The 26,828-nt window shown below is 52.1% G+C and carries 23 protein-coding genes; 15 read left to right on the top strand and 8 right to left on the bottom strand.

Features of this window, described 5'->3' with window-relative positions:
* Positions 1-642 precede the first annotated feature (642 nt).
* Both aspS and Q4E40_RS18000 read right to left on the bottom strand, forming a co-directional pair.
* The gene (gene aspS, locus Q4E40_RS18005; protein ID WP_303414103.1) at positions 643-2,400 is read right to left on the bottom strand and encodes an aspartate--tRNA ligase; all 1,758 of its coding nucleotides are present in this window, start codon (positions 2,398-2,400) and stop codon (positions 643-645) included.
* 252 nt (positions 2,401-2,652) lie between these two features.
* A complete protein-coding gene (locus Q4E40_RS18000) occupies positions 2,653-3,561 on the bottom strand; it encodes a glycerophosphodiester phosphodiesterase (protein ID WP_303414102.1) in 909 nt (302 codons plus the stop codon).
* 86 nt (positions 3,562-3,647) lie between these two features.
* Between Q4E40_RS18000 and Q4E40_RS17995 the strand changes: the two genes are divergently transcribed.
* A complete protein-coding gene (locus Q4E40_RS17995) occupies positions 3,648-5,267 on the top strand; it encodes a glycosyltransferase family 39 protein (RefSeq protein ID WP_303414101.1) in 1,620 nt (539 codons plus the stop codon).
* Here the strand turns inward: Q4E40_RS17995 and Q4E40_RS17990 are convergent, their stop codons facing one another.
* Entirely contained in the window at positions 5,268-5,684 is a 417-nt protein-coding gene (locus Q4E40_RS17990; protein WP_303414100.1) for a GtrA family protein, read from the bottom strand. It lies immediately after the preceding gene.
* A gap of 552 nt (positions 5,685-6,236) precedes the next feature.
* Positions 6,237-6,668 carry a hypothetical protein gene (locus Q4E40_RS17985; protein ID WP_303414099.1) on the bottom strand — a complete coding sequence of 144 codons (432 nt, stop codon included), beginning with the start codon at positions 6,666-6,668 and terminating at the stop codon, positions 6,237-6,239.
* 206 nt (positions 6,669-6,874) lie between these two features.
* Here Q4E40_RS17985 and Q4E40_RS17980 point away from each other — a divergent pair, with 206 nt between their 5' ends.
* The 5 genes from Q4E40_RS17980 (at position 6,875) to Q4E40_RS17960 (ending at position 12,509) form a co-directional block, all read left to right on the top strand.
* The gene (locus Q4E40_RS17980) at positions 6,875-7,429 is read left to right on the top strand and encodes a hypothetical protein (protein WP_303414098.1); all 555 of its coding nucleotides are present in this window, start codon (positions 6,875-6,877) and stop codon (positions 7,427-7,429) included.
* A gap of 94 nt (positions 7,430-7,523) precedes the next feature.
* Entirely contained in the window at positions 7,524-7,973 is a 450-nt protein-coding gene (locus Q4E40_RS17975; protein WP_303414097.1) for a nucleoside deaminase, read from the top strand.
* Between the two features lie 87 nt (positions 7,974-8,060).
* Complete coding sequence (locus tag Q4E40_RS17970) at positions 8,061-8,669, top strand: superoxide dismutase (RefSeq protein WP_303414096.1); 609 nt, start codon at positions 8,061-8,063, stop codon at positions 8,667-8,669.
* 131 nt (positions 8,670-8,800) lie between these two features.
* Positions 8,801-11,263 (top strand): DUF2339 domain-containing protein, encoded by a 2,463-nt coding sequence (locus tag Q4E40_RS17965; RefSeq protein WP_303414095.1) that lies wholly within the window; start codon positions 8,801-8,803, stop codon positions 11,261-11,263.
* Positions 11,223-12,509 (top strand): hypothetical protein, encoded by a 1,287-nt coding sequence (locus Q4E40_RS17960; protein WP_303414094.1) that lies wholly within the window; start codon positions 11,223-11,225, stop codon positions 12,507-12,509. The genes Q4E40_RS17965 and Q4E40_RS17960 overlap by 41 nt, the downstream gene beginning before the upstream one ends.
* Before the next feature lie 96 nt (positions 12,510-12,605).
* Here the strand turns inward: Q4E40_RS17960 and Q4E40_RS17955 are convergent, their stop codons facing one another.
* Entirely contained in the window at positions 12,606-14,819 is a 2,214-nt protein-coding gene (locus tag Q4E40_RS17955; RefSeq protein ID WP_303414093.1) for a protein-disulfide reductase DsbD family protein, read from the bottom strand.
* Between the two features lie 401 nt (positions 14,820-15,220).
* Here Q4E40_RS17955 and Q4E40_RS17950 point away from each other — a divergent pair, with 401 nt between their 5' ends.
* Positions 15,221-15,532 carry a hypothetical protein gene (locus Q4E40_RS17950; protein ID WP_303414092.1) on the top strand — a complete coding sequence of 104 codons (312 nt, stop codon included), beginning with the start codon at positions 15,221-15,223 and terminating at the stop codon, positions 15,530-15,532.
* Between the two features lie 182 nt (positions 15,533-15,714).
* Positions 15,715-17,052: a hemolysin family protein gene (locus Q4E40_RS17945; RefSeq protein WP_303414091.1), complete on the top strand. Its 1,338-nt coding sequence runs from the start codon at positions 15,715-15,717 to the stop codon at positions 17,050-17,052.
* A 53-nt stretch (positions 17,053-17,105) separates the two neighbouring features.
* On the opposite strand, the gene Q4E40_RS17940 is transcribed toward Q4E40_RS17945, so the two are convergent.
* A complete protein-coding gene (locus Q4E40_RS17940; RefSeq protein WP_303414090.1) occupies positions 17,106-17,627 on the bottom strand; it encodes a gamma carbonic anhydrase family protein in 522 nt (173 codons plus the stop codon).
* 174 nt (positions 17,628-17,801) lie between these two features.
* The gene (locus tag Q4E40_RS17935) at positions 17,802-18,779 is read right to left on the bottom strand and encodes a radical SAM protein (protein ID WP_303414089.1); all 978 of its coding nucleotides are present in this window, start codon (positions 18,777-18,779) and stop codon (positions 17,802-17,804) included.
* Positions 18,780-19,098: 319 nt separating this feature from the next.
* Here Q4E40_RS17935 and Q4E40_RS17930 point away from each other — a divergent pair, with 319 nt between their 5' ends.
* The gene (locus Q4E40_RS17930; RefSeq protein ID WP_303414088.1) at positions 19,099-19,530 is read left to right on the top strand and encodes a RidA family protein; all 432 of its coding nucleotides are present in this window, start codon (positions 19,099-19,101) and stop codon (positions 19,528-19,530) included.
* 292 nt (positions 19,531-19,822) lie between these two features.
* Complete coding sequence (locus Q4E40_RS17925) at positions 19,823-20,425, top strand: porin family protein (RefSeq protein WP_303414087.1); 603 nt, start codon at positions 19,823-19,825, stop codon at positions 20,423-20,425.
* 87 nt (positions 20,426-20,512) lie between these two features.
* Here Q4E40_RS17925 and Q4E40_RS17920 read toward each other — a convergent pair whose 3' ends face one another.
* On the bottom strand, positions 20,513-22,045 hold the full coding sequence (locus Q4E40_RS17920; protein ID WP_303414086.1) for an AbgT family transporter: 1,533 nt from the start codon (positions 22,043-22,045) through the stop codon (positions 20,513-20,515).
* Positions 22,046-22,211: 166 nt separating this feature from the next.
* On the opposite strand from Q4E40_RS17920, the gene Q4E40_RS17915 reads away from it, so the two are divergent.
* From Q4E40_RS17915 to Q4E40_RS17895, 5 genes are all read left to right on the top strand, one after another.
* Positions 22,212-23,111, top strand: coding sequence for a S66 peptidase family protein (locus Q4E40_RS17915; protein ID WP_303414085.1), 900 nt, complete (start codon positions 22,212-22,214; stop codon positions 23,109-23,111).
* Positions 23,112-23,220: 109 nt separating this feature from the next.
* Positions 23,221-23,991 (top strand): arylamine N-acetyltransferase family protein, encoded by a 771-nt coding sequence (locus Q4E40_RS17910; protein ID WP_303414084.1) that lies wholly within the window; start codon positions 23,221-23,223, stop codon positions 23,989-23,991.
* A 202-nt stretch (positions 23,992-24,193) separates the two neighbouring features.
* Positions 24,194-24,523: a YnfA family protein gene (locus Q4E40_RS17905; RefSeq protein WP_303414083.1), complete on the top strand. Its 330-nt coding sequence runs from the start codon at positions 24,194-24,196 to the stop codon at positions 24,521-24,523.
* A gap of 128 nt (positions 24,524-24,651) precedes the next feature.
* Positions 24,652-25,167 carry a GNAT family N-acetyltransferase gene (locus Q4E40_RS17900; protein ID WP_303414081.1) on the top strand — a complete coding sequence of 172 codons (516 nt, stop codon included), beginning with the start codon at positions 24,652-24,654 and terminating at the stop codon, positions 25,165-25,167.
* Positions 25,168-25,559: 392 nt separating this feature from the next.
* Positions 25,560-26,801, top strand: coding sequence for a serine hydrolase (locus Q4E40_RS17895; protein WP_303414080.1), 1,242 nt, complete (start codon positions 25,560-25,562; stop codon positions 26,799-26,801).
* The last annotated feature ends 27 nt before the right edge of the window (positions 26,802-26,828 follow it).

Here is a 26,828-nt window from a genome sequence, read left to right as displayed (position 1 = left end):
CCCCTTCCCCCAACACAAAATCGTCGTTGGTGCACTTGGCTAATGCTGTTTGTGTCATAGCTTCCGGTATAAGTCACACTTTCTATACCTGCCAGTGTACGTTCTACACAGCTTATAGCTTCGAACTGGTAGTGGCAGAAGCGACCCTTCTTGGACAAGGAGGGGCGGGGGCAATGCCGTCAACTAAAGGATTTTGTCATTCCGACCGGGGGTAGGGGCCCTCTTTTTGGGAGAAATCTGAATTAGTGCTTAAGCTTTGAAAAAATTCAGATCTCTCCTATAGTCGAGATGACAGCCGGCGTTAATCATGGCTTAACTTGATGGCATTGGGGGTGAGGGGTGGTTAGATCCGGTACTGCAAAGGAGCCAGTACTACCACAAAGCCTATACCTGTGAATTTGCAGCTGCATCCCCCCCTCCTGGGAGGCGCCGGGGTGGGTTAAAGCAACTGCCTGACCTCCCTCAACCAAGATCCTTTCAGGATGACAGAATGATACTGGTATAGCTAAGTCCCCTTGGGGTAGGGGGATGACAATCGTTCATGAGCATCCTGTCAATCCTTAAATCCTGTAAATCCTGATTCAGACAAAAAAAGGCTGTCCTGAACGGACAGCCTTTTCCATACTTCTGTATACCTATACCTTACGAAGGCAGGTTCTTCATCTTGATATGCAGTTCGTCCAGCTGCGCATGTGCGATTGGTGATGGAGCGTCGATCATCACGTCGCGGCCCGAGTTGTTTTTCGGAAAGGCGATGTAGTCGCGGATGGAGTCGGAGCCACCAAAGAGTGAGCATAGGCGGTCGAAGCCGAAGGCGATGCCACCGTGTGGCGGTGCGCCGTACTCGAAGGCATCCATTAGGAAGCCGAACTGTGCTTTGGCCTCGTCGTTGGAGAAGCCCAGCAAGCGAAACATCTGCTCCTGCAGACGACGGTCGTGGATACGGATAGAGCCACCCCCTACTTCAACACCGTTGATCACCATGTCATAAGCATTGGCACGGATGTCGCCAGGGCGGTCATCGATCAACTCCAAGTCTTCCGGCTTAGGCGATGTGAATGGGTGGTGCATCGCGTGGTAACGGTTGCTGTCCTCGTCCCACTCCAGCAGCGGGAAGTCCACTACCCACAGCGGTGAGAATATGTTCTTATCACGCAATCCCATACGCTCGCCCATCTCCAAACGAAGCTCGTTCAGGGCTTTGCGCGTTTTGTCTCTACCACCAGCCAGCACCATAATCAGGTCACCCGGCTCAGCGTTGAAGGCTGTTGCCCAATCCTGCAGGTCTTCCGGGGTATAGAACTTGTCAACCGATGACTTCACAGTACCATCTTCCTGCACACGAGCATATACCAAACCGGTCGCGCCGATCTGCGGACGCTTCACGAAATCGGTCAGCTCGTCGAGTTGCTTGCGGGTATAGCTGGCGGCGCCTTTGGCGTTTATGCCTACCACCAATTCAGCGTCATCAAATACTTTAAAGCCTTTGTTCTTCACAATCGGATTGAGCTCTACGAAACGCATGTCGAAACGGGTATCCGGCTTGTCGGAGCCGTAGAACTTCATGGCGTCGGCATACGTCATGCGCGGTAGTTTCGCAATATGCACGCCCTTCACTTTCAGGAACAGGTGACGGATCAGGCCTTCGAATGTGTTGAGGATGTCTTCCTGGGTCACAAAAGAAAGCTCGCAGTCGATCTGGGTGAATTCAGGCTGACGGTCGGCACGCAGGTCTTCGTCGCGGAAACATTTTACAATCTGGTAGTACTTGTCGAAACCAGACACCATCAGCAATTGCTTGAATGTCTGCGGCGACTGCGGCAGGGCGTAGAACTCGCCCGGGTTCATGCGGCTTGGCACCACAAAGTCGCGGGCTCCTTCCGGCGTCGATTTGATCAGTACCGGGGTCTCTACCTCAATAAAATAATGCTCGTCCAGGTAGGCCCGCACGGCACGCATCATCTGGTGGCGCAGCTCGAGGTTGCGACGCACCGGGGTACGGCGCAGGTCCAGGTAGCGGTACTTCATGCGCAGGTCGTCGCCACCGTCGGTCTCATCCTCGATCATAAACGGAGGCAACTTGGCGGCGTTGAGCACCTCTATTTTAGTGGCATGAATCTCAATATCGCCGGTCGGGATCTTGTCGTTTTTGGAGTAGCGCTCGATCACTTTGCCTACTACCCTGATCACGTACTCACGGCCGAGCCCGCGGGCTGCCTCAAAAAGGTGCGCCGACGTTACACCGTCTTCGAAGGTGAGCTGTGTGATGCCGTAGCGGTCGCGCAGGTCGATCCAGAGCATGCCGCCCTTGTCGCGCAGGCGCTGTACCCAGCCTGTCAGTATAACCTCTTCGCCTACATTGTCTATTCTTAGTTCGCCGCAAGTATGTGTCCGGAGCATAAATGTCGTTTTGTTATGATATAGTGCAAAAGTAATAATTGTTTCGCTGCCATACCTCGAAAAACAAGGGCAGAGGAGGTATAATCTTGCAAGGCTAATCTCAGGTATACCTTATTACGTTATTATACCTGTAACTGAAATTGCCTGTAACAGGAATCTTATCATGAAGCGCAATTTGTTCACCTTCCGAAACATCGCCCTGGCATTTATCCTGCTTGCGTTGCTGATGATGTTGGTAGGCTAAATTTAGCCCTATTCGCTGCCCAAAAGCGAGCGCATGCGCCTCACGTTGTTCACCTGTATGGCGTCGGGCTCCATCTCCAGCATTTTGGCAATGCTCCCTTTCGATTTACCCCCAAACAGCACCACCTGCAAACCCTGTGCTCTTGCCCGCAGCAGCTGCTCCCGGCTCACGTGCTTGCCATTGGCAGTCACGCCATGCAGTTGATTGTCCAGCGCCTGCTGTGCCGAAAGGTCAAAGTCCTCGCCGGCGTCCAGCATCAGCATCGCCTCCGGTTCCAGTTCGCGCACCGTATGCAGTATGGCCGGATCATTGAAAATAAAGGCTAGTTTATCAACAGGGTAGTTGTATTTACGGAGCAAATCCAGAACTGATTTAGCGTAGAAAGCATTCCGGTTTGGGTCCTGGTTTCGGATATCGATGTGCAGGTAGGGCGGGTCCGGATAGGTCTGGAAACGCTGCAGAATGGCTTCCATCGTGATGATCTTTTCGTCGTGGAATAAGTCGTATAGCGGGCCGCCCTTATACCTGAGCCCCACTACCTCCGCTGCCGGCAGCTCTGCGATGATGCCTGCCCCTTCGCTCATCGTCTCCAGCGTGTTATCATGGTAAAGAATCGGTACGCCGTCCTGGCTCACATGCACATCCACCTCTACCCCATCGGCTCCGTCCTCCTCCATGGCTTTCACAATGGAAGCCATGCTGTTGGCGGGTAGCGGATTATACGGGTTAATGGGGGAGAAGAAGCCGGAGCCGGCATGGCCTATCACCAGAATATGGCGGGAGTAAATGCCTGATTCGGGTTGTAGCAGGTTGTACACACTCAACGAGAGTGCTGCTATACCTAACACCAACAGGCCTAAGGTGGTACTTTTGCGAGTCAGAAAGGAGGCTTTATGCTTCGGCTCAGTCAAATTCATACACAAACTTAAGTGTATATCCTGTAACTTTGGAACGGATTTTCTTAAATAATCATAGGTCAATCCCTATTCAATAATACTGCCTTATGTCTTTCTCTTCTCAAACCGCTCCCGAAAAGCTCACTACGGCCGATCAGGTCGGCGTCCATAACCGGCTCATGGTACCGCTGTCGCTCATCATGCTGATCGCTTTTATCATCCGCATGGTGGCTGCTTTCTTTTCGAAGGGCTTTGCTTTTCACGACGATCACTTTGACGTGATCACAATTGCGCAGCACTGGCTTTATGGCTTGCCTTCGTGGCTGCACGAGCCCATGCCACCGCGCCACAGCATGTTTTACGCAGGTATACACTACGGCCTGATTTACCTGATGGAGAGTGTGGGCATCACGAACCCGGACACCAAAATGACCATTGTGCGGGTGCTGCACGGGCTGTACTCGCTGCTGATTGTGTACTATGGCTATAAGATCACAGAGCGCCTTTCGAACCAGGCCAATGCCCGCATTGTGGGGCTGATGCTGGCGCTGATGTGGTTTATGCCATTTATGAGTGTGCGCAACCTGGTCGAGATGGTGTGCATTCCGCCATACCTGGCCGCTTTTTATTTTATGCTCAAGCAGGATGACCGGAAAAAGAACCTGCACTTCCTCTGGGCGGGGGCGCTCTTTGCGCTGGCTTTTGTGCTGCGTTACCATACGGCGCTTTTTGCCGTGGGCGCAGGTATGGTGCTGCTTTACCGCCGTCAGTGGAAAGAGGCCGCCTGGCTGGTGCTGGGTTTCCTGCTGATGGCTACCCTGATCCAGGGCACGATCGACCTGATCTTCTTTGACTACCCTTTTCACTCGGTGGTTACTTATTTCTTCTACAACACCGACAATGCCTACAACTACAGCACCGGGCCGGTATACCGTTTCCTGCTGACCATCCTGGGCTTTATGGTGCCGCCCATTAGCGTATACCTGCTGCTGGGCTATAGCCGCACGGCCAAACTGGCGCCCATGCTCTTCTGGGCCGGATTGCTGTTTTTTGTGGTGCACTCCCTTTTCCCGAACAAACAGGAGCGCTTCATTCTGCCGCTCTTCCCACTCATCATGGTGCTGGGCGTGATTGGCTGGCAGGACTTTGTGCGCACTTCTAAATTCTGGCAGGGCCGCAAAAAGCTACTGGCTGCCAGCTGGGCCTTCTTCTGGATCATCAACATTGTGGTGGCCGTGGCCATGTCGTTCACTTACACTAAAAAGAGCCGCATTGCGCCGCTCGTATACCTGTCGGAGAAGCAGGACCTGGATGCCGTGCTGCTCGAGTTTGGCAATTCGTCCATGAAGCAGCCGCCGCTCTATTACCTGAACCGCCTGGCCGCCGAGTTTCACGAGTACCACTTCAACCAAAAGCGCGACTGGGACGCGTACAAAGCCGGTAAGCCGCTCCCGCAAGATTTTGCGATGACCTACAGCCTGAACGGCGAGAAGTCGCTGGACAGCCTGCAAACGGAGCTCAGCCTATACCCTTACCAGCCGGACTATGTGGTGGTGGTAGGCCAGAAGGACATGGAGGAGCGCATGCAGCGCATCAACAGCCTATACCCTGCGCTGGAGCTGGAAACGACCATCACGCCTTCGCTCTACGACCGGGTGCTGCACTTCCTCAACCCACGCGTTCACAAAGACGAGCACGTGCGCATCTACCGCATCAAGGGTGAGTAACTAGCGGGTGAAGGTATAGAGGTAGTTGAGCAGGAAGTTCCAGATAAACACCAGCACGATGGCGATGAATTTGGAAAAGTAGAAGTTGAGCTTCCCTTTTTCGGTGAGCAGGTAAATGATCAGGTTGTTGATGATCAGGCCGGCCACGGCCACCAGCAGGAACTTAGAGAACTGCCAGCCTATTTCGGGGTCGCGGCTGTGGAAGGTCCAGAGGCGGTTGAGGATGTAGTTGTTGATGCTGGCCAGTGCAAAGCCCAGGCTGTTGGCCACGTACTTGTTCCAGCGCAGCCTTTCCTTGGCCAGAAAAGTAACACCAAAATCAATGATGAGCCCTGTAAAGCCTACCAGACCAAACTTCAGGAATTTTAGAAAGAGCGCGCTTATACCTTCGGACATGCCGGCAGTTGGAATATACAACTGATTTAACTTACCTACTAGCAGGTAAAATTAAGCACTTTAGCACATAGTGACAAATCTATTCTGTTGAGACAACTGCTGGGTTGGTCGATCAAAAGCGGCGATTTGTATAGTATATTTTGATATATCCGTCCAAATACCTTATTTAGTAGGGCATGGGTAAATCTCTGCATCACCTCGGTCGGGAAAACCGACCTCCTGATAACGGATCGGGTCTCAAATCGAATTTAATGCTATCTTTGCGCCACAATCAGGATGGCAGACAACTGCTACCTGTCCGGTAGCCGGCTAAAGGCACTACCGCTTTTCTTTAAGCCACTGTAAACTTTTTAGCGATTGGTTTGGTTAAGAAGTCATCCGAACGCGCTATAACTCAGAATATTAATTTAAAGACATTGCCAGGAGCTCCCCGCTCCGGCAATTACAGGCATACTTGTTTAAGGTGAGATGTAAGTAAGTTGCCAACTTGCAACCAAAAAGCACAACAACACAACCAAAGAGAAGCCATACCTGCTAGGTATGGCTTCTCTTATTTACAGGCCACGGGGCAGCTTATTTAAAAAGGCCGCCGAGTTTGTCCCCCAGCCCTTTCGGCAGCTTGTCCGTCAGGCCGCCGCCCAGCATACCCATTAAGTCTGACTGGCTGTTGACGTTGCCGCCGATTTTGTTCATCAGAAACGACACTACAAAGGGCGCTACCTGCTGCGCCACCGACTGCGGTATACCCACTTTTGAGGTCAGGTCGCCCAGATATTTCTGGATCAAACCGTTCATGGCCGGGCTGTCCTGTGGCGACTTCTGACCTTTGAGCATGTTCATGATGCTGCCGGCATCTCCACCCGAGGCCTCTTTTTTGAGGCCTTCCTCCACATGGTTCTGGGCCAGGTCTACCGACTGGTTGGCCTGCTGCGGGTCTAGTTTGAACTTGTCTTGCAGCTCGCCGGTCAGCTGCCCTTTTACACTGTTGATGATGTTTCCTAACATAGCTTTTACGTTTAAGTGTTGTTTAATTTCAGGCGGCTGGAATTATACGGTTGCGTCCAGCTGTTACTTTTCTAACGTCATCCACCAACAGAAGATATAAACCCGACAGGTATACATCAGGCACTGCTTTGGCTTTGGCAAAATAATTGCTCCGCTCCCTCACAGTCCTTAATATTTGATACCTTTGCACCAACAACCCTATGAACATGCGTTACTTAGCCTTCTTAGCTATTATCCTGATTGCCGGCGCCACTCTTGCCGACACTAAACTAAAGAAGACCCAGATCACCAAAGAGGTCAGCATCATGCTGCCCCGCGATTTCACCCCGCTCCATGACGAAGGCATTGCCAGCAAGTACCCGGCTGCCAACCGCCCGGTTGCGGTCTACTCAAGCCCCAATGGCCAGGTGGACTTCAGCATGACCCAGAAGCGCTCCCAGTTTCGCGCACGGGATCTGAAGATGCTCCGCGAAGTGTACAAGGCCAACCTGCTGGAGCGGTTCACGAAAGTGGACTTCATTAGAGACGAGGTCGCCAACATCAATGGCCGCGACTACATATTGTTTGAGTTTGTGTCAGTAATGGCCGACGAGCGCAGCGGCAGCCACCTGGCTCCTGTGCAGAAGTACAGCATCATGCTCTACACGGTGCAAGGCAATCAGCTGATGGTGTTCTCGCTGCACATGCCCTTCATGATGAAGAACGACTGGCAGGACACAGCCCGCGAGGTAATGGGCTCCCTGAAAATAAAGATAAAGTAGACTACTCCGTATACCTGATCATTATGGCCTCTCCTTTGCCGGAGGGGCTTTTTTTTTGTATCTTGTGAAAAAGCGAACTATAATACCTATACCTGTGGACTTACTATCGATACACAGCGACGACCATTTTATGCAGGAGGCCTACCGGCAGGCAACGTACGCCTTTGAGGAGGGGGAAATACCGATCGGGGCTGTGATTGTGAGCAACAACCGCATCATTGCCAAAGCCTATAACCAGACCGAAAAGCTGAACGACGTAACCGCCCATGCCGAAATGCTGGCGCTCACGGCAGCGGCCGAGCACCTGGGCAACAAGTACCTGAACGACTGCACGCTGTTTGTAACAGTGGAACCCTGCGTGATGTGCGCGGGCGCCAGCTACTGGGCCCAGCTTAAACGGGTGGTCTACGGAACATCTGAGCCCAAGCGTGGGTATAGAAGAGTAGGCAACCTGCTACACCCCAAAACCGAAATGGTGAGCGGCGTGATGGCGCAGGAGTGCGCCGAACTGATGGCTGCTTTTTTTGCAGCTAAAAGAAAATAACTAAATTGAAACTCGCATTTCAAACGCATACGTACATCCTTAAACCTGTACGCATGCTATTATTCACATATATAACCACATAAAACTATGGCTTTCGAATTACCGAAACTACCTTACGCCTACGACGCGCTGGAACCACACATTGACGCGCGCACCATGGAAATCCACCATACGAAACACCACCAGGCCTACACCGACAACCTGAACAAGGCGATCGCGGGCACTGAGATGGAGAACATGAGCATCGAGGAGATCATGCAGAATGTGAAGGAGGACAACAAAGCGGTTCGCAACAACGGCGGTGGCTACTACAACCACAACCTGTTCTGGACAGTTCTTTCTCCAAACGGTGGCGGACAGCCATCTGGTGAACTTGCTGATGCGATCAACTCCGCTTTTGGTTCTTTCGACCAGATGAAAGAGAAGTTCAATGCAGCAGCGGCTACCCGTTTCGGCTCTGGCTGGGCCTGGCTGTGCGTTAAAGGCAACACGCTGGAAATTTGCTCCACACCAAACCAGGACAACACACTGATGCCATTTGCGGAAGGTTGCGGCGGACAGCCAATCCTGGGTCTTGACGTATGGGAGCACGCTTACTATCTCAACTACCAGAACCGTCGTCCGGACTACGTGAATGCCTTCTGGAACGTGGTGAACTGGGAAGAAGTAACACGTCGCTACAACGAGGCGAAGTAAGGTATAACACTTACAACCAGAAAAGGCCCTCCTATTGCAGGAGGGCCTTTTTTCGTTTAACCCTGCACAAAATGATTTTAGAATGAAGCGAAAAATATTTAATATAGGGAATAATTAATTTTTGCTTTGGTATGGAAATAGCCCTGCTGCTTCTACTTTTTGCACTGGTTTTCTGGGTTTCGAAGCAGCTTTCAGGCAAGCTGGATGAGAATTGGCATGAGATCAATCACCTGAGGTCAGAAGTACTACATCTGCGAGACAAACTAGAGAAACAAGCCACCAGACCTGCTACAGGTATAGCGGCGGCACCTGAACAGGCACAGGAGTCCAGGCCAAAACCTGTTGCACCGCCGGTGGTTTCCACGCCGCCGCCTGCCGCGCCAACCCCACCTCCGGCTATACCTATTCCACGCCCGGAACCTGTTCGCCAGCCTCAGCCAGAGTTAGAAAGCCGTCCCGTGCCGGGCGCCATACCACTCAGACAGCCTATACCCACTGCTGCCTTCAGTGAGGTGCCTGCGGAGGCAACGGAGCCCTCCATCTTTGATAAATTCCGCGAGAACCTTGACTGGGAGAAGTTCATTGGCGAGAACCTGATCAACAAGCTGGGTATAGCGATACTGGTGCTGGGCATCGGCTTCTTCGTGAAGTACGCCATCGACCAGGACTGGATCAATGAAGTAGGTCGTGTGGCCATTGGCATATTGGCTGGCGGTGCTTTGCTGGCTGTAGCGCATCGTCTTCAAAAGACCTACCAGGCCTTTAGCTCAGTGCTGGTAGGTGGCGGTATGGCCGTCTTATACTTCACCATTGCCATCGCCTTTCACGAGTACCAGATCTTTAGCCAGACCGTAGCCTTCCTGCTAATGGTAGTCATCACCGGCTTTACTATCTTCCTCTCCATTGCCTACAACCGCATGGAACTGGCCGTGCTGGCCCTGATAGGAGGTTTTGCCAGCCCCTTTATGGCGAGTTCAGGCGAGGGTAACTACATTGCGCTCTTCGTCTTCATCCTTGTCCTGAACCTGGGTATACTGGTGCTGGCCTACTTTAAGAAATGGAGTCTGCTCAATACCATCGCCTACGTCTTCACGATCGTCCTGTACGGCGGCTGGCTCACCACCCGGGTTATCGACACGCCTGATGCGCCCTATGCAGGAGCGTTGGTATTTGCCACGCTGTTTTACCTGGTGTTCTTTGCCATGAACATCATCAACAACATCAAAGAGAGAAGGCATTTCACGGCGCCAGAGATCATGATCCTGCTAAGCAACACCTTCCTCTATTATTCTGCCGGCATGTATGTGCTGCAATTTATAGCAGGTGGCAACTACCAGGGCCTCTTTACCATGGTCATTGCTATTTTCAACTTCATTTTCGCCTACCTGCTCTACCAAAACCAGAAAGCGGACCGCAACCTGGTCTACCTCCTTATCGGGCTGGTGCTCACCTTCCTGAGCCTGACCGCACCGGTACAGCTAAAAGGCAACTACATCACCTTGTTCTGGGCGCTTGAGTCGGTGCTCCTCCTGTGGCTTTCGCAGAAGTCAGGTATAAAGCTGATCAAAGTGGCTTCGGTGGTGGTGCTGGGTCTAATGTTCCTCAGCCTGCTGATGGACTGGAACCTATACTACAATCAGCTCCCGTCCCCGCTGAACATCGTCCTGAACAGAGTCTCCGTTACCGGCTTCGTAGCGGTGGCAGCACTGGCTGCTAACCTGTGGCTGCTCCGAAAGGAACATGGATCTATATTGTTTGAGTTACTGGACGCCAACACCTACCGCACCCTCATCAGGTTTGCGCTGGTCTTCAGCTTGTACTTTGTATTACTGTTTGAGCTTATCCACACGCTTGACAGTCTGGCCGTGAGCTATGCGACCAAGTACTTTATACTGGGCTTCTACAACTACCTATACCTCTTCATGCTCCTGTTGCTGAGCAGCCGTCAGCCGAATCAGCAGGTACAGCAAGGTATGGGAGCGCTGGCTGTTCTGGGCATCCTACTATACCTGGTTCTGCAGCACCCGCTCACTATTGATACCCGCAACGCATACCTGCTGGACGGTGGCGAGACGTTGGGCGCCTTTATGCTGCACTACCTGCCGCTTGTGCTGGTGCTGCTGATAGTTGTACAATTGCTGCGCATGGTGGCGCTGGAGTTTGGCTTCAACGCACTGCCGGGCAAGGTAGCCTTGTGGGGCGCATGCTTTGTGGTTGTCTTCCTGGCAAGTGCCGAATTGGAGCACCTAGTTGTGCTGCAGCTTTATGAGCCGGGCACCAATCTGGAAGCGCTGCTGCCACAGGTTCGCAAAGTGGGCTTCCCGATTCTGTGGGGCATCAGTTCTTTTGTTTTGATGACGGTTGGCATGCGGCGCAAAATGAAGACGCTCCGCATTATATCGCTATCGCTTTTTTTCCTTACCCTGCTCAAGCTCTTCCTCTTCGACATAAGAGGCGTATCGGAAGGAGGAAAGATCGCCGCGTTCATTTGCCTGGGTGTGCTACTGCTGGTCATCTCTTTTATGTACCAGAAGCTAAAAGTGTTGATTTTGGATGATGAAGCTACTCCACCGCATGTTGCCGACAACCAGTAAACTCCGCGCCCTGCTGGGGCTCCTGCTGTTGACATGCGCCCAGGTGGCAAGCGCCCAGCAGTATGACTGGCAGGCTCCGGTGGCAACCCCGACACAGGCCGGCTATCAGCGCATACAGCTTAGCCCTGAAATAACAGGCCGTTTGCAACCCGATCTCTCTGACCTGCGCCTTTATAACAGCAATGGTCAGGAGATTCCTTACCTGCTTCAAACGGAGCAGCCAGTGCAATACAAGCGCCTGTTCAGGACTTACGACATCATCAGCTATACCCATCGGCAAGGCTGCTGTTCGGAACTGCTCATCTCCAACCAGGAGAAGCGCAGGCTCAACAACATCAGCCTGCTGATCGGCAACGCGGACGTGCGCAAAGAGGTGAAGCTAAGTGGCAGCGACAACCGACAGGACTGGTACGTACTAAAGGAGCGGGACCTGCTGTATGCCATTAACAACCGGGAGAGCACGGCCGAGGTGAAGCTGCTGGATTTCCCCCTGAGTGACTACCGTTATTTCCGGCTGCAGCTGAACGACTCCACCAGCGCACCGCTCAATATCCTGCAGGCAGGCTATTACGACACTTATACCGAGGCCGGCAAGTACACCGCTATACCTGTGCAGCAAGTTTCCCGCACGGATAGTGTCTCCGCTAAAAGCACCTACATCCGGTTGCAATTCGCACAGCCCGTTTACCCTGAGCAGTTAGAGTTCACGGTTTCGTCACCGCAGTTGTATTACCGGCAGGGCCATGTACAGCTGAAAACAACGGAACCAAGACAGCGGCGCAGAAGCAAACGCCGAAAGCGGCGGGAGCAGCAACAGCGGCTGATTCCGTTTGTACTGAGCTCCAATGCGCCTGCCATAGTGGTGTTGCCAAGAGAGAAAGTAAAGGAGCTTACCATCGTTATTCAGAATGGGGATAACCAGCCTCTGGAAATCGGCGCAATAAAGCCGCTGCAGCTTAACCGCTACCTGGTGGCGGACCTAAATCCCGGGGAGACCTATACCTTGCGGTTCAGCAATCCAAAGGTCGGGGCACCTTCCTACGACCTTAGGCACTTCCAGGATAGCATTCCGGCGAGTTTGCAGGTGCTGCAGACAAGGAAACCTGAAATGCTGCAGGAAAAAGAGCCCCAGCAAAGCAGTGGCTCTACAGTCGCCATCTGGGCCGCTATTGCACTTGTGACGGCCGGACTGGCCTATATGACGGTGCGCATGCTGAACGAAATGGACAAAAAGAAACAGGTATAGCATCCTGCTTTACAGGTAAACAGGATAATGCTTATGGCATAAAAAAGCCCTGAAGCTGAACGCATCAGGGCTTTGACTTTTTTAAGTAGGCTTTATTTACTTCTTGGCAACTTGCTTATTGTTCTTATACGCCTCCACGCCGGCATCCAGGAACTTCACAAAGTTCTCCACACTTAGGTCGTAGGCGATCGGTTTTACCAGTACGTTCTCGTTCTCGTCCATCAGCACATAGTAGGGCTGGGCGTTCACGTTGAATTTTGTGATCTGGTAGTCGGCGTACTTCTTACCGAGGGTCTTTTTCTCTTTGCCGTCGTACTCGCTGGTATACCATTCGCTTTCCGGCAGCTCGCTCTTATCATCCACGTAAAGGGCGGCAATCACGTAATTTTCCTGCAGGCGGCGTAGCACTTCGGGGTGCGACCACACGTTGGCCTCCATCTCGCGGCAGTTCACGCAGCCGTGACCCGTAAAGTCGATGAAGATCGGTTTGCCCTGCTCAGCGGCGCAGCGCTTGGCCTGCTCCAAATCGAAGTAACCCTGCAGACCGTGCGGCAGGTGCAGGAAGTCGGCATACTTAGGCGGCTCACACAGCTGGTTAGCGGAGGTATACTGCGCGGAACTTCCTCCCCCGCTCTGGCGCACCAACGCGTTGATATCGAAGTCGTGAGTGGACTGCGGTGGCAGGTAGCCAGACAAAGCCTTGAGCGGAGCACCGAACATACCCGGTATCAGGTATACCACGAAGGCAAAAGTGGCGATGGCCATGAATACACGGGGAACACTGACGTAAGGCAGATCCGAGTCGTGCGCAAATTTGAGCTTGCCCAGCAAATAGAAGCCCATCAAGGTAAAGATCACAATCCACAGCGCCAGGTATACCTCGCGGTCGAGGATGCCCCAGTGATATACCTGGTCGGCGATGCTTAGGAATTTAAGCGCCAGGGCAAGCTCCAGGAAGCCCAGCACCACTTTCACGGAGTTAAGCCAGCCACCGGACTTTGGCAGGCTGCTCAGCCACGACGGGAAGATGGCAAACAAGGTGAACGGCAAGGCAAAAGCAAGTGAGAAACCGAACATGCCCATAACCGGTCGCAGCGTTTCGCCGCCGGCAGAAGCCACCAGGATACTGCCCACGATCGGTCCCGTGCAGGAAAAGGAAACCAACACGAGCGTGAAGGCCATAAAGAACACACCCAGTATACCGCCCTTATCCGCCTGCGCATCGGCTTTGTTCAGCCACGAGCTTGGCAGCGTAATTTCGAACAAACCCAGGAAGGACATACCGAAGATCACGAACACAGCGAAGAAGAGCACATTGGGCAGCCAATGCGTACTCAGGAAGTTAGCGCCGTCGGCCCCAAATAGCTTGGCAACCACAGTACCGGCTACGGTATAAATGGCAATGATGGAGATGCCGTACAGCAGCGCCTTGCCAATGGCCTGCGCCCGGCTCTGGCTGCTGCCCGTAAAAAAGCTCACCGTCATAGGCACCATCGGGAACACGCAGGGCGTGAGCAGGGCTACCAGACCCGAACCGAAAGCGATCAGCATAAAGGTCCAGATGCTTCCGCCAGACGCATCTTCGTTTGAAAAATCGATCAGAGCAGGCGTTATGGTTTCGGCAGTTCCTTCATCCTCCAGGGCTTCCTCTGCAGCCAGCACCGAGTCCTGAGGCAGATTAGGCGGCACGGCGGTGTCAACGCCATCGGGCGCCGTAGCCTGGGTAGTAGCTAGTTCAGGTGCCTGTTCTATGGCTTTGGCAGGCGATTGCCCGAGCGTAGCGGCTGGTGTTGCCGCACCGCTGGCGGCTGTTACTTTGATCTGTGCGTTGGTGAAGGCAAAGTCATCGTCAAACGGGATACACTTGCCGTCGATGTCGGTGCATACCTGGTACTCGTAGGAGCCTTTCACAACCAGATCAGGCTGCAGCACCTTGACTTTCTGCCTGAACTGGGCGGTGCCTACAAAATAGGTATACTCTCCCTCCCACAGTTCGTCGTATTTCTTTTTGGGATTCACGGGCTTGATCTTGCCCACCAACTGGTAAGACGGGTGTTTCTCGAACTTAAACTCCGTCACCATCGGCCCTAGGTCCGGGTCAAAATCAGAGGAGTAGAGGTACCAGTCCTTGTCTATTTTAACGTTGAAAATCAGCTCGACTTCCTCACCTACTTTGACTTCCTTTTTGGAAACATCGTAGCTCCAGGAGGCAGGCTTCAGCACCTGTGCCTGCGCCATTTGCGCTGCAAAGGTCATCAGGACCACTAACAGCCAGGGCAGGCGAAGCGCTAGCCTCAAATTATTTCTCATAAGGGTATACCTGGTTAATTCTTTAGATCACAGGCGCCTGAGAGCGCCACTACAAAAGTACAAATTTTGGTCGAAAGCCCCATCTGTCCGGCAGCATCGTTCCCTCCTTAAGGACAGATGACCAGCTATTGCCTGCCAATGCCGCTCCCAGTGCCATGAATAACAGAGCGCTACGGCAGGATGTTTCCGGTCGGATCAACAGACTGGCTCTTCGCTGCATACCTATCTCCCAAACCCGTAGCCCGCACACCAAGCTACTGATAATCAACCAACTGCCATTCACCCTGTATTATTTACCATTCACGGATATCAGAGATATGGCAGTCATTTCTACGGAATCTTACCCTTCATCTGAACGTCTATTCTATAGCAGTTTATTTGCAAACCCAACATCTAAAACTATGAATACAAACTTTCAGCCACAGGAATCCACCTCTATCAAAACTGTTTGCGGCCGGGAGCTTGGTTCTACCTTTAGGGCGATCAAGCTGGCGCGCGATGAGAGGCATAATTTTCATATTGTATACCGCACTTTCTCAGATGAATTCATTTACTCCTTCTGCAATCCCTTCCTCGATACTTCTTCAGAGCATGTTTACAGAATAATTTCCGAAGAGGAGGCTAAGGCTATTTTCATGCCGCTGCTTTCTCCGGAAAATGCCCGCGAGTTGTTCAGCACCGCCCAGGCACCCGCCATGCAGGTTCATTACTAGCCAACTGAAGATGTATCAACAAGAAAAGGTGCCCTGCGGCACCTTTTCTTGTTTTGGCCTTTTTAGCAAGCTCACACCGGCCGCGGCTTCGGATTCTTGCTAATAGCATGTACATATATAGTGAAAACACGTATTTTAGATTAATTTTACGCAGCCGGAAGCAAACCGCGCCGTAACACACTATGGTTCTAAACATCTTACTCACTATTTTTCTGGTATTGCTGAACGGCTTTTTTGTGGCGGCGGAGTTTGCAATCGTGAAGGTGCGCGCCTCACAAATCGAGCTGCGGGCGCAGGCGGGCAGCTCAATGGCCAGGCTGGCCCAGCACATGCTCACCCACCTCGATGCCTACCTCTCGGCCACGCAGCTCGGTATTACGCTGGCCTCGCTCGGACTGGGTTGGATAGGCGAAAGTGTGGTGTCCCAGATCGTGATCAACGTCATGAATTTCTTTGGCTATGAGGGAAGCGTAGAACTGGCCCACAGAATAGCGCTGCCGATCTCCTTTGCCATTATTACGGTGCTGCACATTGTGTTTGGCGAACTGGCCCCTAAGTCGCTTGCTATCCAGCGCTCCGAGGCCACTACGCTGGCTATTACGCTGCCGCTCCGCTTTTTCTATTACCTGTTCAGGCCTTTTATCTGGATCCTCAACGGCTTTGCCAACTTGGTGCTGCGTTCGATGGGCATACGCCCCGTGCATGGCTCCGAGGTACACTCGCCAGAGGAACTGCGCCTGCTTTTTGAACAAAGCGCCGAAGGAGGCCTGTTGGTCGACTCACAGCATGAGCTCCTCGAGAACGTGTTTGAGTTTAATGAGCGCATGGTGAAACAGATCATGGTGCCCCGCACCCGCATGGTGGCCATCGATGTGAACATTCCGGAGCCGGAGCTGATGGAGATCATATTTGAGGAAGGCTATTCCAGGCTTCCGGTTTACGACGGCTCGATCGATAATATTGTCGGCGTGCTCTACGTAAAAGACATCCTGAGCATGATGCGGCTGAATGAGCCGATCATTATTGAGAAGCTGATGCGCCCGGCCTATTTCGTGCCGGAGACCAAAAAGATCCCGCGCCTGCTGCAGCAGTTCCAGCGCCGCCACATGCACATGGCCATCGTAACCGATGAGTTCGGCGGCGTGTCAGGCATTGTCACCATAGAGGACATCATCGAAGAGCTGGTAGGCGAGATTCAGGATGAATACGATGAGGAGGTGCCGATTGTGGAGCGTCTGGGCGATTTTGAGTACCGTGTAAACGGTGGCGCCCCGGTTTCGGATGTAAACGACTACCTGCCCTTCCCGATACCCGAAGGCGATGACTATGAAACGATAGGGGGCTTTGTGACCATGATCTACGGCCACATACCAGACGACCTGAACGAGGCAGCCGACTTTAACGAGTACAAGATACGGGTGCTGGATAAATCAGACCGCCGCGTGGAATGGGTGCTCTTTACAGTGAAGGAAGACTATCATTCCCAGATAGAACCGCAAACAGAAGAGCCAAATCATTAAAACAAAGGCTATACCTATCCGGTATAGCCTTTGTTTTTCAGGTATAGGTATAGCTATTCCTCCGGATTTGTAAACCAGCCGCTGTACATCACATAGTTGTTGGCCACCTTGTCCAACCCCTCAATTTGCTCCTGGCTCAGTTGTTTTACCTTTTTGGCAGGTATACCGGCATAAATAAAGCCTGACTCACACACGGTGTTTTCGAGCACGATGGCACCCGCCGCCACGATGCAGTTCTTCTGCACCAGCGCATTGTCCATCACGATAGCTCCCATCCCGATCAGCACGTTGTCTTCCACGGTGCAGCCGTGCACAATGGCATTGTGGCCAACGGAAACATTGCTGCCGATGGTGGTAGCGGCTTTCTGATAGGTACAGTGGATCACGGCGCCGTCCTGAATGTTGGTTTTGTCACCGATCCGGATCGCGTTCACATCGCCCCGGATCACGGCATTGAACCACACCGAGCACGAACGGCCTATCACCACATCGCCTACAATCGTAGCGTTTTCGGCCACAAAGCAATCCTCGCCCAGTTGCGGGCTTATTCCTTTTACAGGTAGTATAACGGGCATAGTTTAAGTTAGAAAGTTTAGAAGTTAAAAAGGTAGAAAGTTTAGAAGTAGGGAAGTTGAAAAGTCAGGAATTTTGTAGAGACAGGTCGCGACCTGTCCGAATCGTGCAGGCAATTTGTATCCGAAACGTGCACGAACAACAATTTAACCATCAACAATTTAACAATTTAACAATCAAATCAACCGCTTCCACGTCCCTTTGCTCAGGTTATACTTCAGCGTGCTGGGCAGGGCTTTCCAGAAGTATTTGTTTATTTCAACGGCGAAGCTGGGTTGCATGTAGCAGTTGATGGTGCAGCCTTCGCAGGCCGGTAACCGTCCCTCCAGTTGCTTCAGTTCCTCCACCTCCTCACTCAGGTATAGCGCGTCCAATTTGCCTTCTATCGGGAAGCTCTTGGTGCCCAGGTGGTAGCAGGGCAGCACCAACTCGTTTTCCGGGGAGATGACCAGTGTGGTGCTGGCGGCTTTGCAAACCGGGTCCGCCACCTTGTTGCCCCCGTCGCGGCGCAGCTGCACAAAGCCCTCGTTCAGGTATACGCCTTTGCGCTTTCCGAAGGCCGTCAGGTAGTTCAGTTCCTCTTCCGTAAGCTGCTCCCCTACCGCGACCTCGTTGTATTCAAAGGCCGGGTTGATAATCAGCATCAGCTTGTTGGGCTGGGTGATGGTGCGGTATACCTCCTCCAGTTGGTCTAGATTGTGACGGAACGCCGTGAACAGGATATCCGGTCGTTCGCCCAGCTGCTTTGCCACCTGTATCGACTCCATCACGAAATCATAGCAGGCCACGCCCCGGCCGGTATCGTGCTCTTCTTTGTGGGCTGAGTCCAGCGAAAAATGCAGCATATCCACTTTACCCTTCAGCCGTTCGGCCAGTTTGGGGTAGAGCATTCCGTTGGTAGTGAGGGTGGTGATGAAACCCATGTCGTGCGCCATGCCCAACATCTGGTCGATCTGGCGGTGTAAGAGGGGCTCCCCTCCCGTGAAATCGATCACCTGCACGCCCAGCTTTTTCAGGTCGCGCAGGTTCTGGGCCACATCCTCCAGGGTAATGTAAGGCGAAGGCTTCTCCCAGATGTCGCAAAACGAGCACTTTGCGTTACAACGGTAGGTAACGTAGTAGTTGCAAAGCACAGGTTTCGATCTTAAGCGCATCCGGGGGTGATTGTTTACTCAAAATTAAGGATTCTGCCCGAGTATCAGGTATAGAAGTAGGCCGGGATTCGAAATACCTGATCCTGCTAATGAGAATCTGTATATTTATTGATTAAATTGTTAAATGGTTGAATTGTTAAATGGTTGGGGGCACGATTAAACCACCACTGGGAAAAGGGGATTTTCCTGCAAGATCCAAACAAGTCGCTATTTTGCCATTCTACCGCGATGTTACACTGTGACGTCATTACATCACAACTTTCTAACTTTTTACTCTTCTAACTTTCTAACTTGTCTAACTCTAAAAACTCCTCCAATTATGAAAAGACAGAACATTTCCTCCGGCGCTGTATGGGAAAGCACCATTGGGTATAGCCGTGCGGTGCGCGTGGGCAATGTGGTAGAAGTGGCGGGCACGACAGCCATGGATGGGGATCAGGTGATAGGTATAGGCAATGCGTACGAGCAGACCCGGTTTATTCTGCATAAGATAGAGAAAGCCCTGCAGGAGGCCGGTGCCACGCTGCAGCAGGTGGTGAGAACGCGCATCTTTGTAACCGATATCAGCCAGTGGGAAGCGGTAGGTCGCGCCCACGGGGAGTCCTTCAGCGAGATAAAACCCGCTGCTACCATGGTGCAGGTCAGTGCCCTCATCAGGCCGGAGCAACTCGTGGAGATAGAGGCTACTGCTATAATCGAAGCAGATGATAGCCTGATCAACTCCGAAGCTATACCTGATGTTGAGGTATAGCTTCGCCACTGCCATGGCAAAAGGTTAGATTCCGGGCACAGCAGTGCTGCCTATTTCTTTGCACCTGTCAACCAGTCGGGAATCATTTTGAGGCAGAGGTATAGCTGATAGATCTACCCTTCTTAAGCCCATGGAGTTGGAACCATTCAGCCAGTTAAATATATAAATAATACCAGAATACAATACCATACACCCTATATTCACACGGTTACGTACTAAAAGGCTATTGACTATTCGTTATACCTGTGCCGCTTTGGCCAAGGTTAACCATGTAGAATTTAATCATATAGCTATGAAAAACTTAGTGCTAACTATATTCGCGCTGTTCGCTCTCAGTACGGCAGCGCAGGCGCAGTTCCTGACGGGTGGACTTAAAGCAGGTGTAGGCTCTTCGAGCGTGAGCGTACGTGATGTGACCAGCAACCCGGCTGAGTATGCCAAAAAGGAATCTGTGACCAGCTATCATGCCGGCGCATTTGCCCGCATCAATATTTTGGGCCTGTTTGTTCAACCCGAAGCGATCTTTACGCAGACAGGCGGCCGCCTGGAATCCAACCCCAATGCCACGCTCGCTAGCCGTGTAGCCGATATTAAGTTTAACCGCCTCGACGTGCCCATTATGGCAGGTATAAGCCTTGGCAATGTGGTGCGTTTGCAGGCAGGACCGGTGGCCTCCACGCTGCTGAGCGCGCGCCAGGATGGGCAGAACATCAAGAGCTTTATGGAGAACTCTGACTGGGGTTACCAGGCAGGTGTAGGCCTCGACATCCAGCGCCTGACCCTGGACGTGCGCTACGAGCACATCAGCCGCAACTACGATGACCCCGCCAATCAGAGCAACTACGATCTAGCCAATAAGCAGATCTTAGTGAGTGTGGGCCTGAAATTGTTCTAGGTATAGGTTGTAGCCTTGAGCTTATAAAAAAAGAGCCGCTGCAGGTATAAAACTGCATCGGCTCTTTTTATGTGGATAGTATACCTATTATGGTTGTGGCATATACAACTCAGAGCCCGGCCCTACCGGCAGGCCCAGCAATATCCAGATGATGAACAGGATGGTCCAGCCGATCAGGAACACAATGGAGTATGGCAACATGGTCGAGATAACGGTGCCTATACCTGCTTTTTTGTCGTAGCGCTGGATAAAGGCCACGATCAGGGCAAAGTACGACATCATCGGCGAGATAATGTTGGTCACGCTGTCGCCAATGCGGTAGGCGGTTTGCGTAAACTCCGGCGTATAGCCCAGCAACATGAACATCGGGATGAACACCGGCGCCATGATCGCCCATTTGGCTGAGGCAGAGCCCATAATCATGTTGATGGAGGCCGACACCAGGATGAACATGATCATCAATGGAATACCGCTCAGGCCCAGGGTCTTCAGCACGTCCGCCCCATTGATGGCCAGAATCAGGCCCAAGTTCGTCCAGTTGAAGTAGGCCACGAACTGTGCTGCAAAGAACACGAGCACGATGTACGAGCCCAGCGTTTCCATGGATTTGGACATGCCACGCATCACGTCGCTATCGTTTTTGATGCTCTTGGCGCCGATGCCGTACGCTATACCTGCAATGGCAGAAAGCAGGAAAATGAAGGCCACGATGCCTGACATGAAAGGCGAGTTGAGCACCTCGCCGGTTTCCGGGTTGCGCAGGTAGCCGTCTTCTGGCAGCAGGCCGCCCAACACAAAAGCGGTGGACAGGAGAATAGCGATGGTCGCGTATAGCAGGCCGCGCTTCTCCTGACTGTTTAGGCGATCGATGCTTTGCGGCTTTTCATCGCCGTTATACTCTCCCAGCCTCGGAATCACGATTTTTTCCGTCACCCAGGTACCCAGGCCTGCCACTATGAAAGTAGACACGAACATGAAATAGTAGTTAGCCGCCGGATTCACGGTATAGTTCGGGTCAATGATGCGGGCAGCCTCTGTTGACAGACCGGCCAGCAGCGGGTCGATGGTACCCAGCAGCAGGTTGGCGCTGTAACCACCCGACACACCGGCAAATGCCGCAGCCAGACCAGCCAGCGGATGACGACCGGCCGCCAAAAAGATTACCGCCGCCAGCGGCACCAGCAGCACATAGCCCACTTCAGAAGCCGTGTTGGACATCACACCGGCAAACACGATCACGAAGGTAAGCAGGCGCTTCGGCGAGGACAGCACCACCAAACGCAGCACCGCACCGATCAGGCCGGTGCCTTCGGCTATACCTATACCTAGCAAAGAAACGAGCACCGTGCCCAGTGGGGCGAAGTCGGTGAAGTTAGTGACCATGCGCGTTAGGATCATGTGCAGGCCTTCGGTGGACAGCAGGTTGACCGGTGTTATGGTCTGCCCTGTGCCCGGGTGCACCACGGCCATGTCGAAGAGGCTGGCCACCCACGATAGGATGATCACGAGTAGAGCGAAGCCGGCAAATAGCGTGGCGGGGTGCGGCAGGGCATTACCAATACGTTCCACCACCGACAGGAATTTGTCAATCCCTGACTTTTTTGTCTTAAGTTGGGTCATAAAAAGTTTTTTAGTTTCCCGCCCGCACACCGCTTAGTTAGGTATAGGTGCCGGACGTGCAGCCGAAGTCAGCTAAAACGGGCTTCCGAAATTGCTCAAAATTTTGCAGCCTCGCAAATTTTAGCAAAAAGCCATACCTTCGTTTATCATCAAAAAAGCTTTCCCCATGATCACACCCCTGCAGCCCGGCGACAAAATCGCCATCATCGCCACCGCCCGCCTTATCAGTTACGAAGACATTGCCGCCGCCATTGACATACTGCAGGGCTGGGGACTGGAAGTGGAAGTTGGCCCGACGGTGGGGGCGCAGTACGGTGTGTTTGCCGGCGACGATGCGCTGCGCCTACAGGACCTGCAGCAGGCCCTCGACCGCCCCGACATCAAAGCCATCATCTGCGCTCGCGGCGGCTACGGCACCACCCGCATCCTCGACCAGGTGGACTTCAGCCATTTTCAAAAGCATCCGAAATGGGTAGTGGGCTTCAGCGATATCACCTCCCTCCTTTGCCACATCCACAGTTTAGGTATAGAGAGCGTGCACGGCATCATGCCTTTGCTTTTCCCGAAAGGCACGGAAGAAGCGCTGGACAGTCTGCGCCGCGTGCTCTTCGGGGAGGAGCTCAGCTACAGCGCCGCGCCGCACGCCTTTAACCGCACAGGTATAGCCGAAGGCCAGCTGATCGGCGGAAACCTGGCGCTTCTGCACAACGTCTCCGGCACTAGCTCCGACTTCAGCACAAAAGGCAAGATCCTGTTTCTGGAAGACGTGGATGAGTACCTCTACAGCATCGACCGCATGATGGTGCACCTCGACCGCGCTGGCAAGTTACAAGACCTGGCAGGCCTAATCGTCGGCCACTTCAGCGACATGAAAGACAACGCCATCCCATTCGGCAAAGACGCCTACGAGATCATCGCCGAGCACAGCGGCAAGTATCACTACCCCGTTTGCTACGGCTTCCCGACCGGCCACGAGCCGGACAACCTGGCGCTGGTATGCGGCCGGAAGGCGAGGCTGGAGGTTAAGGAGAACGAGGTGCGGCTGGAATATGCACAAATCAGTTGATCAAGACTTTCAGAAGCGGATGGGCAGGTACCAGGGTATGGCAGAACGTATAGCTTACTGAGTAAAAAGCTTATACCTGTTGTAAGAAAAGAGCATAACATCAAAGCACATGAACTACACCGCCTACCTGGAGCGCATCGGATACACCGGGAAACTGCAGCCGATCCTTGCCGTGCTACAGCAACTGCAGAAGCGCCATTTGTTAGCTGTTCCTTTCGAAAATCTGGACATCCACCACGGTATTGCGATCGAACTGGATGCTGAAAAGATCTTTGACAAGGTGGTGCTGCAGAAGCGAGGCGGTTTCTGCTACGAACTGAACGGTTTGTACTTTGAATTACTCAGGGCTCTCGGTTTTGAGGTCAGGCGGATTTCTGCAAAAGTCTATTCCAGCAGCGATGGCACCTACTCCCCGGAGTATGATCATCTGGCCTTGCTGGTAACCATAGCGGGAGAAGAGTATCTGACCGATGTCGGGTTCGGGGAATTTAGTTTTGCGCCACTGAAGATGGAGTTGAACAAGGTACAAGCTGATGCGCGGGGCAATTACGTCTTCGACATGTATGATGAAAGCTATTACCGGGTAAGTCGCGTTGAGAAGGGCGAGATCCTGCCCGAATACATCTTCCAAAAAACTGAAAGGGCGTTTGATGAATTTGCCGGCATGTGTCACTTTCACCAGACCGATCCCGGTTCCCACTTCAGGCAGCGCAGCATGATCACGCGCCCCACCGAACAAGGCCGCATCACACTCACAGAGAACAAACTCAAGCTAAAAGAAGGTGACCTTACCAGGGAAATTACGTTGAAAGACGCAACTGAATACGAGGTATACCTGTGGAAATACTTTGGGGTAAAACCAGCTTCCCGCAATAGCTAGCCTGACACTGAGATGCGATTGGAAGGCTTAACTGTATGTAAAAGACCAGGTTGCAACAGGAGTATGAGAAGGGCAAGGTCCCTTCTGGGGAATAGACTCAACCAGGCAGACAGGATTGACGGCTACTTCTGTAGAGCAGGTATAGGCAGCCTAAAAAGACAAGAAGAACAACCAGTAATTTGTAAGCATAACCCAACTTGAGATGACTTTTCTAAAATCAATTCCGATTTTTATACTGGCAGGGCTCTGCGAGATAGGCGGTGGCTACCTGATCTGGCTCTGGCTGAAAGAAGGAAAGCCGGCCTGGTATGGCCTGGCAGGCGGAATAATTCTGGCGCTCTACGGAGTGGTAGCAACCTTTCAAACCCAGAACTTCGCCAGAGTTTATGCTACCTATGGAGGGGTCTTCATTGTCATGTCCTTGCTGTGGTCAATGAAATTCGACGACTATTCGCCTGACAAGTACGACATCATCGGAGCCTTGATAGCCCTGTTAGGCGTCTGCATTATTTACTATGCCCCGAGAAGCTGAGGAGAATGCGGCTTACCTGTAGGGATAAATTTTACAGTACCGCCCCGTTCGCTATACCTACAGCTATTTACTTCTCTTAGCATTACGTCTTTGCATCTTCCAGCTTTCCATGGAGCAAAAAAGAATTGATGAATTGTGAAATAAAAAGAGTCACGCAAGACGACCTTGACCAACTGCAACAAATCAGCAGACAGACCTTTTCTGAAACGTTCTCAGCTAAGAATTCGGCAGAGGATATGAAAAAGTATCTGGAAGAAGAATTAGCAGTTGAAAAACTGACGGCTGAACTCAGTGACCAAAACTCAGAGTTCTATTTCGCGACAGTTGACAATAGAGTAGTCGGTTACTTAAAAGTGAACTCCGGCCTTGCGCAGACGGAACTGAAAGACGATAACGGTCTTGAAATAGAGCGGATCTATGTGCTGAAGGAATATCACGGGAAACGTGTGGGGCAACTGCTTTATGATCATGCCATCCATATGGCACGGCAAATGAAGGCCGGGTATGTTTGGCTGGGCGTTTGGGAAGAAAACCCAAGAGCGATCCATTTTTATAAGAAGAATGGCTTTGTTGAGTTTGACAAGCATGTTTTCAAACTAGGTGATGACGAGCAAACCGATATCATGATGAAACTTCACTTGTAGCGGTATGAGATCTCTCAAAAGGCGTGCTGAATGCTATACCTGGCTGTTGAAAAACTTTGGCTTGAAACCAGCTGATAGTTAGTTTAGCGCTGTTCTTTAAACCAGTAAAACATGCCCCCTGTTCGGGCAGGGCCTTTTCATTCTACTTTTTTTGTCATCCTGGAAGGATCTTGGTAGCAAATAGTATGGGCTTAACCTCCCGGGGGAAGGGGCCCTCTATTTTAACCAAGTTTCTTAACAGAATGACAGTAAATTTGAGCGTGTTTTCTTAGAATGAAACGACCTTACCTGTTCGGGAGAGCATCTGTTACAAATTCTGAACAAATCTCAGGCATCATATGACCAAACGTTTACTTCTTTTAGCTTTGATGCTCTGCATCTATCAATCTTCTATGGCTCAAAAAAGAACTGATGATTTTCTGAGGGAGCTTTTGACAAAAGCAGCCAACGACAGTGTAAACGTGCTGCTCCGCGACCCGGAAAAATACCGCGTGCAGATCATCTATACCGAGATCAACCGCGATAAGCACAACAAGCCTTCTTTCAAAAACCACTATTTCAACCACGACCCCAATCTTTACTTCAACCCGGCCTCTACGGTTAAGCTGCCACTGGCTTTCATGGCGCTGGAGAAGCTCAACACGCTCCGAAAGAAAGGTATAGACAAGCACACGCCTGTTGTGTTTGACAGCAGCCAGGTGGGGCAGACATCGCTTTACACAGACGCTTCTTCGGCCACTGGCCTGCCCTCCATCGCGCATTTTATCAAACGGGCCCTGCTGATCAGCGAAAACGACCCTTACAACCGTTTGTACCAGTTTGTAGGCCAGCAGGAAGTTAACCGGAACCTCCACCGGAAAGGCTACAAAGACTCCCGCATTGTACGCCAGTTCATGGGCTTCACGACAGAGCAAAACCGCCACTCAAACCCCGTTCGCTTTTTAAATGAAGATGGCAGCACCCGGTATTCTCAGCCGGCGCTCTACAACACTGATTCCATTGACTTCAGCGAGGTTATCAAACTCGGCAAAGCGCATTACGACAGCCGCGACACCCTGGTACATGCACCGTTTGACTTTACATTGCACAACAAGCTCCCGCTGGAGGATCTGCAGCAACTCCTGCAGTCGGTGATGTTTCCGGCCTCCGTACCCAAAAAGCAACGCTTCAACCTCACTGAAGACGATTACGATTTCCTGTACCGCTACCTGTCGCAGTACCCTTCCGAAACGCCTTACCCCAAGTACGATACCACCCTATTTTATGACAGCTATGTGAAGTTCTTCTTCCGGGATAACACACACCGCATGCCCGAGCATGTGCGGGTGTTCAACAAAGTGGGTTGGTCTTATGGTTTCCTGACAGATGTCTCGTATGTGGCGGATTTTGAAAACCAGGTGGAGTACATGCTCACGGCCACGGTATATGTGAACAGCGACGACGTGCTGAACGATGGCAAATATGATTACGACACGCTCGGCTACCCTTTCCTCTACCACTTGGGGCAGATCATTTACCAACACGAGTTGAAGAGAGAACGCAAGTTCAAACCCAACCTGTCAGCGTTTCAGGTACAGTATGAAAAACGCGACAAACAGGATACCCGGCCTGTGCTGAGCGAGGTAGATAACTGAAGCGTCTGATCAGGTATAGGTATAGCC

Source organism: Pontibacter coccineus, assembly GCF_030546575.1.
In the GTDB taxonomy this organism is placed as follows: domain Bacteria; phylum Bacteroidota; class Bacteroidia; order Cytophagales; family Hymenobacteraceae; genus Pontibacter; species Pontibacter coccineus.
The sequence above is the reverse complement of the archived record's forward strand: the minus strand, read 5'-3'. Positions and strand labels throughout refer to the sequence as shown.

Excerpts from the sequence above, each read along its gene's own strand:
- Q4E40_RS17915 (WP_303414085.1), top strand. The coding sequence starts at position 22,212 with ATGATCACACCCCTGCAGCCCGGCGACAAAATCGCCATCATCGCCACC.
- Q4E40_RS17900 (WP_303414081.1), top strand. The coding sequence starts at position 24,652 with ATGAATTGTGAAATAAAAAGAGTCACGCAAGACGACCTTGACCAACTG.
- Q4E40_RS17930 (WP_303414088.1), top strand. The coding sequence starts at position 19,099 with ATGAAAAGACAGAACATTTCCTCCGGCGCTGTATGGGAAAGCACCATT.
- Q4E40_RS17920 (WP_303414086.1), bottom strand. The coding sequence starts at position 22,045 with ATGACCCAACTTAAGACAAAAAAGTCAGGGATTGACAAATTCCTGTCG.
- Q4E40_RS17910 (WP_303414084.1), top strand. The coding sequence starts at position 23,221 with ATGAACTACACCGCCTACCTGGAGCGCATCGGATACACCGGGAAACTG.
- Q4E40_RS17985 (WP_303414099.1), bottom strand. The coding sequence starts at position 6,668 with ATGTTAGGAAACATCATCAACAGTGTAAAAGGGCAGCTGACCGGCGAG.
- Q4E40_RS17950 (WP_303414092.1), top strand. The coding sequence starts at position 15,221 with ATGAATACAAACTTTCAGCCACAGGAATCCACCTCTATCAAAACTGTT.
- Q4E40_RS17965 (WP_303414095.1), top strand. The coding sequence starts at position 8,801 with ATGGAAATAGCCCTGCTGCTTCTACTTTTTGCACTGGTTTTCTGGGTT.
- Q4E40_RS17935 (WP_303414089.1), bottom strand. The coding sequence starts at position 18,779 with ATGCGCTTAAGATCGAAACCTGTGCTTTGCAACTACTACGTTACCTAC.
- Q4E40_RS17940 (WP_303414090.1), bottom strand. The coding sequence starts at position 17,627 with ATGCCCGTTATACTACCTGTAAAAGGAATAAGCCCGCAACTGGGCGAG.
- Q4E40_RS17955 (WP_303414093.1), bottom strand. The coding sequence starts at position 14,819 with ATGAGAAATAATTTGAGGCTAGCGCTTCGCCTGCCCTGGCTGTTAGTG.
- Q4E40_RS17960 (WP_303414094.1), top strand. The coding sequence starts at position 11,223 with ATGATGAAGCTACTCCACCGCATGTTGCCGACAACCAGTAAACTCCGC.
- Q4E40_RS17970 (WP_303414096.1), top strand. The coding sequence starts at position 8,061 with ATGGCTTTCGAATTACCGAAACTACCTTACGCCTACGACGCGCTGGAA.
- Q4E40_RS18000 (WP_303414102.1), bottom strand. The coding sequence starts at position 3,561 with ATGAATTTGACTGAGCCGAAGCATAAAGCCTCCTTTCTGACTCGCAAA.
- Q4E40_RS17995 (WP_303414101.1), top strand. The coding sequence starts at position 3,648 with ATGTCTTTCTCTTCTCAAACCGCTCCCGAAAAGCTCACTACGGCCGAT.
- aspS (WP_303414103.1), bottom strand. The coding sequence starts at position 2,400 with ATGCTCCGGACACATACTTGCGGCGAACTAAGAATAGACAATGTAGGC.
- Q4E40_RS17945 (WP_303414091.1), top strand. The coding sequence starts at position 15,715 with ATGGTTCTAAACATCTTACTCACTATTTTTCTGGTATTGCTGAACGGC.
- Q4E40_RS17895 (WP_303414080.1), top strand. The coding sequence starts at position 25,560 with ATGGCTCAAAAAAGAACTGATGATTTTCTGAGGGAGCTTTTGACAAAA.
- Q4E40_RS17980 (WP_303414098.1), top strand. The coding sequence starts at position 6,875 with ATGCGTTACTTAGCCTTCTTAGCTATTATCCTGATTGCCGGCGCCACT.
- Q4E40_RS17925 (WP_303414087.1), top strand. The coding sequence starts at position 19,823 with ATGAAAAACTTAGTGCTAACTATATTCGCGCTGTTCGCTCTCAGTACG.
- Q4E40_RS17905 (WP_303414083.1), top strand. The coding sequence starts at position 24,194 with ATGACTTTTCTAAAATCAATTCCGATTTTTATACTGGCAGGGCTCTGC.